Genomic DNA, 10912 nt, shown 5'->3' with positions numbered 1-10912 from the left:
CTGGCGGTGCTCGAGGCCACGACGTGGACCCCGGTACCGCAGGCTGACAGCGCGAGACCGAGCGCCGCCGCGCCTGCACCAGCCTTCCAACGTTGGATACGCACCTTGGGCTCCACCTCGCCGGGTACCCGCCTCGAATCGGCCTTGGGCCTCTGACCGCCGTGGCCCGTCCCCTCTCACCGGGACGGTAACACACCATGGCTACCCCGCTGCGTGAATGCACACGTGTGGGCGCGGCACGACGGAGCGGGAGCGGAAGGCGATCGGGGCCGGCGGCCACGGCGGATTACTGAGCCCCTTACGCTCGAAAAAGACCTGCGACCAGGGCCTTTTGCGCAGCGCTGCCCCCGGATGGTCAGAAGGTCGATCCCGAGACGACCCACCCGATGACGAGGTCGGCCGCATTCGTACCCTCGATGACCACGTTAGTCCCAGGCGCCTCCGGTGAAGATGCTCGGGTGCGGACGGGCTGGGGGCGATGCGAAGAAAGACCGCACGTGTAGTTCCATGAGCTCCTCGACCACTGGTGCGCAGTGGGGGTCGGACGCCAGGTTGTGGTCCTCGGTCGGGTCCTCGATCAAGTCGAAGAGCTGGCACGGCGCGAGCGCATCTTCATCGACGACGAGCTTGTAGCGGTCAGTTTCGAAGGCGGCGAATCCCCAGTTCTCGCTCACCGACACGGCTCGAGGCTCGAGGTCCTCCCCCTCCAGGCACCCGAGCAGAGAGCGCCCTTCACCGTTCGGGACGGGCGGAGCGTCAGCGATGGCCCGGACCGTGGCGGCCGTGTCGAAATGCTCCACCCGCGTATCGATGACTTGTGGCGCGCATCCGCCCGGAGGTCGGACGATCAATGGCACTCGAACCGCCTGCTCGTAGAGGACGCACTTGGAGAGCATCGAGTGGCTGCCAGCCATCTCGCCGTGGTCGCTCGTGTAGATGACCCAGGTGTCGTCCAGTCGGCCTGTTCGAGCCAGGGCATCCACGATGCGTCCGATGGCATCGTCGATGACCGTGATGTCGGCAGAGTAGGCGCGCCGCATGCCGCGGACGGCATCTACGGTCATCGTCTCGGAATCGGACAGCCAGAGAAACGAGTTGAGCAGGTCCCCGTAGCGGCCAGTTCCCTCGATCACGGGACGCACCGTCGACAATGGCATCGAGATCTCGATTCCCCGGTACCTGCCGACAGCCTCGGCTATGGCATCCCACGGGTCGTGCGGGCCCGGGAAGCCGACGAAGAAGAAGAACGGGTCCTCACGCTCGTACTGCTCGATCCAGCGGACCGCTTGCGCACCGTGCCAGGTGTCGATGTAGGCGTCGGGCGGTACCGGTAACGGCGTCGAGTCCCACATGGGGACGCTCTTGGTGGCGTTCTGCCCGCTCTCATTGTCGCCCTGGTAGCTGCGTTCGGCGATGTGGCGCTTGTAGATCTCGAGCAGGCCTTGTCCCGCCAGGAAGTCCGTATATCGGTTCGGGACGTTCGGCACGAACTTGTCGCCTGTCTCCTCCACCTCGGCGAAGCCGAGCGCCTCCAGGCGGCCGGCCAAGTCGTCGATGTGGCCGGCGGGAAGGTTCTCGTCCCGATAGAGATGAGCCTTGCCCAAGAGTGTGGTGTGGTACCCGGCCGCCCGCAGAGCCCCGACGTAGGTGGGGCTGTCGGGTGCGATCTGGGCCCAGTTGGTGTACACGCCGTGATCGCGAACATAGCGCTCGGTCATGAAGGACGCCCGTGCGGGCATGCACAGCGGGCCCTGGCACGACACCCGCGAGAAGCGCACACCGCCGGACGCAAGCCAGTCGAGTGCCGGGGTGAGAACCGTCTTGTCACCGGCACAGCCCATCATGTCGGCTCGGTGCTGATCCGACATGATGAGGACGATGTTCTGCGCTGCTGGCGGCATAGACCCCCCTGAAATCCAGCGATCTCGCTGCCCGTCGAAGGCTAGCGAGTCCCACCCGGTAGCGCACGAAGACCGGCCAACCCAGCACCAAACGCCCTCGGCGTTGCGTAGGAGGCGCTCGGAGCGCGCCTCCGGGCCCGCAAGCGGCGGCCATCGCCATCGATGTCGAACGCGACCGACTTTCTGACCCCTTCAGGTCGTGACCGGATCGCTGCGATCTCGGAGGCGCGCGGCCGGCGATACCTCGGTCCTATTACGACATCGACCGGCCCGCGGCCTGCTCGCACAGATCCTCAAGAAGAGCCGCCGTCTCCTCCGGCGCCTCGAGCATCATGTCGTGTCCCGATCGCAGCTCCCGAAGCTCCCACCCTTCCGCCTGGGCGACCGCCCTCGATCTTTCGAGGTTGGCAAGCGGGGGGTCGGTGTGCCAGACATACGTACGCGGCAGAGCGGCGAGAGCCGAGGGGTCAAAGACGGCCGGGTCGCTCAGGCATCGGAGCGGAAAATCGGTTAGGCGTAGACCAACGAGTTCGTGGAGGAGTTGGGGCACTGCCCATTGGGCGAGAAAAGCGGGGCTCGCACGAAGCAGCCATCCATTGCCATCGGTCTCGACCGATTGGCGATACCGGGCGGCCACCTGGGGCGGTTCAATCTCGAGCATGGACTGTCCCGGCCTCGCAATGAGGGCGCCGAGGGCGACGATAGCGGACAGGCGCTCCCCGGCCCGCTCAGCGACTGGCCCGGCAAGAAGCCCGGAGTAGCTGTGCAAGACCAGCGTGACATCACGCAGATCCTCGAACCAGAGGAGATCCGTCAAGTCGGTCACGTGTGCCTCCAGGCCCACGTTGGGCGTCAGTGACTGGCGCCGATCACCCTGACCGGTGAGTGTGGGGGTGTGGACCTCGTGGCCGGCTGCGCTCAGACGCTGTCGCACACCACGCCAGCACCAACCTCCATGCATTGCCCCATGCACCAGGACAAAGGTTCCCACTTCACCTCCTACGGTCCCCCGTCGAGATCGAAGCTGAGGACGTGCCTCCCTCATCCGGGCCAGAGTGCGCCGGAGCATACGGGGCGCTGTCATCGCACTTCAACTCCCCCTCGCCTTCGGCATCCGCCCCAAGTCGGTCGCCCAGACGAGGACGGGCCTGGTTTGCTCGACCGCGGGCACTCTTCACAGAATGATGTGCCCGCTGCTGAGACCATCTCGGCGAAACAACGTTGGCGCGGAAAAGGAGTCCCGAGGAGCATTGTGGATGGCAAGGCCGGCCTCTATGAGACGATCCATCGACGTCGGGATGTGCGAGGGCAGTTCACTGGCGAGCCGATCCCCGCAGCGCTCATGGAGCGCGTGCTGGCAGCTGCCCATGCCGCGCCGAGCGTCGGCCTAACCCAGCCCTGGGACTTCATCGTCGTCGAGGCCGCCGACACCCGGAACGCGTTTGCCGAGCACGTGCAAGCCGAGCGCGCGGAGTTCGAGGCCAGCCTCGACCCCGACCGCGCCTTGGTGTTCAAAGACATCAAGATCGACGGCATCTTGGAATCGAGCCTCGCCATCGTCGTGACCTACGACGCTGAGCGCGGTCAGCCTGGCGTGCTTGGACGTCACGCAATCGACGATGCCGGGCTGTACTCGACCTGCCTGGCCATCCAGAACCTATGGCTCTCGGCGACCGCCGAGGGCCTCGGGGTGGGGTGGGTCTCGTTCTACCGGGAGCCTTTTGTCGCCCAGCTGCTCGGGATCCCAGGTCCTATCCGCCCCGTCGCTTGGCTCTGCGTGGGACCGGTCAGCCACCTGGAGGCAACACCCGACCTCGAGCGCCACCGCTGGGCACACCGTCGGGCGCTGAGTGAGGCGATCCACCACGAGAGGTGGTGATACCGGGACGTTGGTCACCACGGGCGGCGTGATCGACGGGCCCGACGGGACAGTGACAGCGGCCTTGCCGTGGGAGCCGCTCACTATTGCGCCGCTCCCCGATCTATGCAAGGTACTCCTGACCCGACTGGCGCCCCACCGCCAACATGATGTCATCGGTGATCTCTCGTTGCGCCTGGGAACTGCTCGTCTGCTCAAGAGAATCGTCGTCGAGGCAGACCGGCTGGGAGATGTTGACCTCGACCGGCTTGAAGACGTGCGGGAGAGTCCGGCCGACAGGCTGAAGTTCGGCGGTGCCGACCATGCCTACCGCCAACACCGGGACCCGGCACTCCATGGCGAGACGAGCGACGCCTGTCCGACCTCTGTGCAGGCGGCCGTCACGAGAGCGCGTTCCCTCGGGATAGATGCCGAAGAGCCCGCCATCGTCGAGGATCTCCTTGGCTGAGTCGAGCGCCCGCTGCGCGGCGACGCCCCCTCCTCGCTTGACCGGGATCTGGCCCAGAGCCCGGAATATCCAGGCAGTCCTCGGATTCTCGAAGTACTCGGCTTTGGCCGCGAAGGTGATCCGACGTCGCAGCACCAGAGGCAGGAAGATCGAGTCCGAGAATGACAGGTGATTGCTGGCAAGGATGGCCGGACCGGCCTCCGGGACGTGTTGGAGGCCGTTCACGCGGACCCGGTAGAAGAGCCGCAGAACGGGAGTAAGCGCCGTCTTGAGCAGCCAATAGAACATGTTTGCGTCCTCCTCGTGGGCAGGCGCCCGGAGATCCCCGATTGGGGCTGTGGGCCTTGGAGAGCCAGACCCTCAGAACCAGGCTCTACCAGCGAGTCAACTCAACGAGATGGCTAGCCCGACAGCTGCGGCCACCCAATACCCCCATTGGCAAACGCTCCGCCGAGCGACCCGCAAGATGGAAATACGTGGCGAAAGCCAATCTGGCTCGCTCCGCCTGTATGCCGTTCCCAAAGACTAGCACCGGACGGGCCGATTCGAACTTGAGAAACCGGTGCAACTTGAACGGGTTGCCAGACACCTGTATCTGCCCTCCCACTCCCTGCCCCATGCGGGCGCCCTCCCAGTGCCCGCCAGGGTTATTGATACCCCGAATTCAACGAGGACAAAACGAGGGCAGCACGCTCAGCCCAGTGCGTCTGTGTTCTGATCCGCTCCCTGGGTATAATGAGTTGATTACGGCAGAAGCGAGCCGGCCATCCTGAACCCGGATTTGAGGGGGTGTGCAGCGATGACGCGGCAAATGGCTAAGCCCGTAACAAGCTGGCAGTTTCGGATTCTCAGGTCCGTTTGACCCAGTCGTCGGTATCGCGGTTCGGTACCCAGCGACGGCTAGGTACTCGCTCGCTGTTGGGATACCGACAGTGGTGATGCTGCTTGCGGCGATCGTTGTCGCGACCGGCGCATAGCTGACGTCCGTCGCTGGGCGGTCGACCACGCCTTGGTCGGATCTCCGCCCGCATGGGATTGGCCGAGATCGACTTTGTGGGCCACTCCCGCTGGTCGGGGTGCTTGCTGTCGTAACGGATCCGCCGGTCAGCCCCTTGTACGTCGCGAAGGGAGGACGTATATATGACTCTACTGCTTGCATTCTTGGTGTGGACAGGTGCCACGGCTAGTGCCCTCCTGAGCCGCACCGCCGGGTTTCTTGGCAAGCGGCGCCCTCGGCGTGTCAGCGTCCTGCCTCTTGCGTTCGCCGTGGCGGTGACGGGTGCGCTCATGAATGCCGGATTCAGAGGCGCCCTGGGTCAACATCGAGCCCCGGCGCCGCCGCCGGTGTCAACTGTGGCTGATCCACCGCCGGCGTCAGCGCCTGTGTACCCTGGGCCTCCGAGCGGGGCTCCTCTTCCGAAGTTGGACCTGCCGATCACCTTCGACTACGGACCTGGTCCCCGCTACCCGACTCCAGGCCCTGGGCCACCCTCGCTACCTGAAGCCAGCCCCGCGGTCGGCCAGCTCCCTCCGTCAGGGCACGAGTCATGGCACAGATGACGCTCCCGAAGACACCGACGTGCAGCCGACGCTCATCTTGAGATTAGCTCCGGTCAGGCGACGACGATGCCGCCGTCGCAGGTGATGATCTCGCCAACGGTGAACGCGCCTGCTCGGGAAGCAAGGAACAGAGCCGTTCCGGCGATGTCCTCGGGCGTCCCGACGCGCCCGCGGGGCACGGCCGCGCCGACCGCTTCCCAGTCGGTTGCTTCGACGTCGCCGCCGGTTCCCACGCCGGTGCTGAGCATCCACGTCGGAAACGGTCCGGGGGCGATGGCGTTGACGAGGATGTTGCGCTTGACAAGGGTGGCGGCGAGCTGGCGCGTGAGGGCGTGGACAGCGGCCTTCGACGGCCCATAGGAGTAGTTCTCGAACGCCGGGTTCCGGATGCCGTCGATCGATCCAATGTTGATCACGCGGGCGGGCGACTCCGGCGTCGCGGCGGCCTGGAGCAGCGGGAGAAGTCGCTGCGTGAGGAAGAACACGCCCTTGACGTTGGTGTCCATCACCTTGTCCCACCCGTTCTCGGGAAATTCGTCCACCGGTGCTCCCCACGAGGCACCGGCGTTGTTGACAAGGACGTCGAGGTGCTCTTCCCGACCGCGGACCGCTTCGCTGAGCCTGTCGACGTCTTCGAGACGGGACAGGTCGGCGGGGATCGACGTGCAGCGGTTGTTGTGGGACTCGCTGAGCCGGGCGGCGGTGGCGTCGCAGACGTCAGCCTTGCGTGAGCTGATGTAGACCGTGGCGTCGTTGGCGAGGAACCCGGCGGCGATCATCTCGCCGATCCCCCGTGATCCGCCGGTGACGAGCACGGTCTTGCCGGCGACGGAGAACAGGTCAGCGATGGACAGTTGGCTCATGGTGCGTGGCTCCTGGGGATTCCGATTCGGATGGAACTCTGCCAATTGACGACCTACCGGCGCAGCTTCTCAGACTTGAGCAGGCAGCCGAACACTGTCCTCGGGTTCGGAATCGCCGACGCCACGTCGCCTCAGTCCACCCTTGGAGGTTCTGAAGCACGCTGACCAGGTAGGCGTCAGTGACTGTGCAGGAATCGGACATGCCCCGGCGAACCTACTCGCGTGCGTCGTTGCGTCCGCCGCCCTGTAGCCGTCGCAGCCATCGCCGCCCTCAGCGCTTGCCTGGCAGCTCCCCCAGCCCAGGCCACCAGCAAACCGCCCAACACCGCCGCCGTCCCCACCGGCCTTTCCGGAGGGATGCCCCCCGCCGCGTACCGACCCGAACCGTCCCTCCCCGCGCCGAAGAACTGGCCCTTCCCCGACCGCTTCTCACACACCGACGGCACCGGCCGGTTGATGGACGGAGCCTTCGAATGGACGGGCTTTCTCTACGACGACCACGGTGCCAGGGGCCTCCCGGGGGCGGGGACGGAGGCTCCCCTGGCCTCGTCGGTCGGGACCTACCGCTACCCTGATGGCCCCGCCGCTGGCAACGGGGCCAACATCTTTCGTACCGCGGTCGGATTGACCGCCGCCGGCAGCTGGTGGCGGGTCGACTGGACCACCCTCAACGACCCCAATATTCCTATCGCCGAGTTCGCCCTCGACACCGACAACTCGGCGACCACCGGAGGCAGCGCGTGGCCGGCGGGAGCGGGAGTCCGTTCGCCCGGGATCGACAAGGCACTCCTCGTCTCGGCCAAGGGGGCGTGGCTGATCAACGTGGCCAGCGGTGCGCGAACGGCGTTGTCCGGATCGAGCGTCGACACCCGCGCCCGTTCGTTCACGGTATTCGTGCCCCGCTCGCTCATGGATCCGGCCGGCACGTGGAACGTGCGCCTCGTCGCAGGCCTCGCCAATCCGAGCGGCAACGGCTTCGAGCCGGTCACCCCGAGCAACGGCGCCCTGCCCGGTGAACCGGCGGTGTACGACGTCGGCTTCCGTGCCTACACCCAGGAGCCCGAGGTCAACAACTATTGGATGGACAGCGGGCAAGCCAACGCCTTGGCCAGCGGCGACATCAGCCCCTTCGCCGCAACAGTCGACTGGCGGGCCCTCGGTCAGCACACGACCACCGGTGAGCCGATGCCGACTGGCTATACCAACCGCTGGTACGTGTCATCCATCGAGCTCGGCCAGGGCGTCCATTTCATGCCCAATGGACAAGAAGACCTACGTCCCGGGTTGCTCAACCGGGTGCAGCCCTACGCGGTCTACGTCCCCACCGGCTACACGCCTTCGAAGCCTCTCCCGCTCACCTGGATCCTGCACTCCCTGGACGAGAACTGGAACCAGTACGGCTCCCTAGACCCGAAGTTCGTGCAGGAGGCGTGCCAGCAACGCGATTCCATCTGCGCCACCACAGCTGGCCGGGGCACGGACGGGTGGTACTTCGACGAGGCGGAGCTGGACTTCTGGGAGGTGTGGAACCGTCTGGCGTCTGGCTACCGGCTCGATCCCGAGCGCACCGCAATCTCCGGGTACTCGATGGGCGGCTGGGGGACGTACAAGATCGGCCTCGCCCATCCCGACCTGTTCGCCAAGGCCGTCGTGCTCGAGGGCCCGGTCATCTGTGGACTCCGGGCGTTCCCGGGCGCCGCCGGGGCTGCCGGCCCCGGCCACTGCAGCACCGACGGCGACAGCATCCCGGTCATCCCCAGCGCCCGCAACCTCCCGTACGTGATCAGTCAGGGTGCCGCCGACGAGCTGGTGCCGCTCCCGGGCGAGATACCCGACATGCAGAAGTTCGCGTCGCTCGGCTATCGCTACCGCTACGAGCTGTACCCGGCTGCCGACCACCTCGTGTACCCGTTCTTTGACGGCTTCTCCGACCAGGCCGCTCACCTGAGCGGACCGCCTCGGGTCGACAATCCGGCCCACGTCACCTACGACTGGTACCCGGACTTGGACCGCCCGGACTTGGGGATCGGTTCGACGGGAGCGTACTGGCTACGCGACACCCGAGGTCGGACTGTGGCGCCTGGCACCGTCGCGACGCTGGATGCCGTCTCGTCCGCCCTGCCCAACCCGGCCATCACGCCCGTAACCAGCACCGGAGTCCTGGCGCCCGGCGACCCTTTCCCTGCCGTGGTCACCGAGCAGAGCTGGGTCTACGGCGCCCAGCCCGCGCTCCGACCCATGATCACGCTGCGCCTGTCCGACGTTGGCTCGCTCGGCGTCGATATCGTCCGGGCAGGCATCCCCGCTGGCAGGGGCGCAGCGTTGCCCGTGACCACCGACGGGCCCGTGACGGTGACGCTCCTACGCGCCGGACCTGGCCTCCCGGTGGGTCTCGACGGGGTGCGAGTGGGAACCGTCTCCGCGTCGGGCCAGATTGCCGTGCCGGTACCCACCGGCAGCCACACGATCAGCCTCGGGTAGCGGGTCTGAGTTGGGCTCGCGCCCGACGCCCGGATGCTGGGCCGTAGGCACTGAAGTGCTCACTTGGCGGAAGTGCGGAAGACCGGCCAGCCGATCTCGGTGCGCCATGAACTCCTTTCGTCGGTGTCGCGCGGCCCGATCAGGTAGATCTCGTGGACGGGCCCGGCCACGCCAAGGGCGTGTTCGCTGACGTAGGTACCCAAGGCCCCATACGAGACGTCGATGTCGTCGTGCGAGCCGCGGTGCACGGTGATGGCCAGATCTGCGGCGGGAATGACGAACGGCCGGACGCGTCCCAGCCTGGGGGCATCTGCGACCGGAATATAGACGACGGCCTCGCCCCGGTCCTCGGTGAACAGCTTGTTGTCGTACAGACCGCCGGGAGGACCGACCGAACTCACCCCGGCGGCTCCGAGGGTCCGATCGAGCGCACCCATGGCCTCGCCGTACCAGGCCAGAATCTCGTCCAGCTCTACCGTGGCAACCACAGCCGCGACAGTGGTCGCCTCCACTCGTCGAAGCTCGACGTCCATAGGGGGAGGGTCGGGTTGGAGCAGGCGACGGAGGGACGACACAGCAGCCCTTTGCTGATCGAGCTGATTCTCGAGCCGCCCGAGATGTTGGGCGATCAAAGCAGCGCGTGCCTCAGGGTCGTTGGTGGCAACCACGTCCGCGACCTCACGCACCGGCATCCCCAGCTCGCGAAACCGGTGAATCACCTGGGCCGTGGGTACTTGGGCGGCAGCGTAGTAGCGGTAGCCAGTCTGGGGGTCAACCTCGGCGGGCTCGAGCAGCCCGACCTCGTGGTACCTGCGCAGCGTCTTCACGCTGAGGTGCGTGATCCGGGAGAAGTCCCCGATGGTCAGCGTCGCAGGCATCACTGCAGTGTGAACCTTCCCCTCCAAGGAGTGTCAACCGATCGCCGGGCACGCCGAGCAGATGGCCGAAGGGACTTGACTCTCCCCCTGGGGGAGGCTTCATGGTGAACGAAGTACCGAGCGGAGTCAGCGTATACACGAACCGAGTCGCGTGACCGCCCGCGAGCACCAGGCCCCACTGCATCGGGCAGCCTCAGGAGAAGCCGATGAACGACCGACAACAGACTGAAGCGATTGACCCCGCCGAGCTGCCCGAGGCGATCACCCGCTACCTGGACGCCCGCCAGGTCAAGGACACACCCAGGGCACTCAGCGCCTTCGCGGCCGACGCCGTGGTCATCGACGAGGGTAAGACTTACACGGGCGCGAAGGCCACTGAGAACTGGATGACCGAGGTGGCGACCAAGTACACGTACACCGTTGAGCTCATCTCGGCTGACCGGACCGACCTCTCGTGCTATGTCGTGACCAATCACCTGGAAGGAGACTTCCCTGGTGGTGAGGTCGACCTCCGCTTCCAGTTCACCCTGGAGGGAGGGCTCATCAAGAACCTCACCATCGAGCCCTGACTCCCGTCACCGGAAGTCCGCCGTCTCCGATCAATTCAGTCCGAGACGGCTCCGTACGTGAGGGCCCGAAGCTGGCTGCGGAAGTCGAATGTCGCCGACGGCATGAGCTGAGTCATGAAGACGACGAACAGATCTTCGGTCGGGTCGATCCAGAAGATCGTGGAGGCGGCACCGCCCCACATGAAATCACCGGGGGGTCCGACGCCCCCCGAGCGCGCCGGCCCGAGCCCGACGGCCACCGTGAGCCCGAAACCTGCGCCGTCAAACCCGACCTCGCCATAGCCGCCCGGCAGAGCGACGTCGCGCAGTTCCCTCCCGGAGGGCAGGTGATTC

General features: G+C 66.3%; 9 protein-coding genes. 3 read left to right on the top strand and 6 right to left on the bottom strand.

Features of this window, described 5'->3' with window-relative positions:
• Positions 1–425 precede the first annotated feature (425 nt).
• On the bottom strand, positions 426–1901 hold the full coding sequence (locus VGF64_11290; GenBank protein HEY1635334.1) for a sulfatase-like hydrolase/transferase: 1476 nt from the start codon (positions 1899–1901) through the stop codon (positions 426–428).
• Positions 1902–2154: 253 nt separating this feature from the next.
• Positions 2155–2946 (bottom strand): alpha/beta hydrolase, encoded by a 792-nt coding sequence (locus tag VGF64_11285; protein HEY1635333.1) that lies wholly within the window; start codon positions 2944–2946, stop codon positions 2155–2157.
• Between the two features lie 207 nt (positions 2947–3153).
• On the opposite strand from VGF64_11285, the gene bluB reads away from it, so the two are divergent.
• Positions 3154–3780 (top strand): 5,6-dimethylbenzimidazole synthase, encoded by a 627-nt coding sequence (gene bluB / locus VGF64_11280; protein HEY1635332.1) that lies wholly within the window; start codon positions 3154–3156, stop codon positions 3778–3780.
• Positions 3781–3883: 103 nt separating this feature from the next.
• On the opposite strand, the gene VGF64_11275 is transcribed toward bluB, so the two are convergent.
• On the bottom strand, positions 3884–4516 hold the full coding sequence (locus VGF64_11275; protein HEY1635331.1) for a lysophospholipid acyltransferase family protein: 633 nt from the start codon (positions 4514–4516) through the stop codon (positions 3884–3886).
• Between the two features lie 1325 nt (positions 4517–5841).
• A complete protein-coding gene (locus VGF64_11270) occupies positions 5842–6651 on the bottom strand; it encodes an SDR family oxidoreductase (protein HEY1635330.1) in 810 nt (269 codons plus the stop codon).
• A gap of 222 nt (positions 6652–6873) precedes the next feature.
• On the opposite strand from VGF64_11270, the gene VGF64_11265 reads away from it, so the two are divergent.
• Complete coding sequence (locus tag VGF64_11265; GenBank protein ID HEY1635329.1) at positions 6874–9132, top strand: prolyl oligopeptidase family serine peptidase; 2259 nt, start codon at positions 6874–6876, stop codon at positions 9130–9132.
• A gap of 59 nt (positions 9133–9191) precedes the next feature.
• On the opposite strand, the gene VGF64_11260 is transcribed toward VGF64_11265, so the two are convergent.
• The gene (locus VGF64_11260) at positions 9192–10010 is read right to left on the bottom strand and encodes a MerR family transcriptional regulator (protein ID HEY1635328.1); all 819 of its coding nucleotides are present in this window, start codon (positions 10008–10010) and stop codon (positions 9192–9194) included.
• 206 nt (positions 10011–10216) lie between these two features.
• Between VGF64_11260 and VGF64_11255 the strand changes: the two genes are divergently transcribed.
• The gene (locus VGF64_11255) at positions 10217–10579 is read left to right on the top strand and encodes a nuclear transport factor 2 family protein (protein HEY1635327.1); all 363 of its coding nucleotides are present in this window, start codon (positions 10217–10219) and stop codon (positions 10577–10579) included.
• A 35-nt stretch (positions 10580–10614) separates the two neighbouring features.
• Here VGF64_11255 and VGF64_11250 read toward each other — a convergent pair.
• A partial coding sequence (locus tag VGF64_11250) for a serine hydrolase (protein ID HEY1635326.1) occupies positions 10615–10912 on the bottom strand: 298 nt, incomplete at its 5' end.

The organism is Acidimicrobiales bacterium (genome assembly GCA_036491125.1).
Classification (GTDB): domain Bacteria; phylum Actinomycetota; class Acidimicrobiia; order Acidimicrobiales; family AC-9; genus AC-9.
Note: the sequence above shows the minus strand (reverse complement) of the source record. Positions and strands in the feature narration are given on the sequence as shown.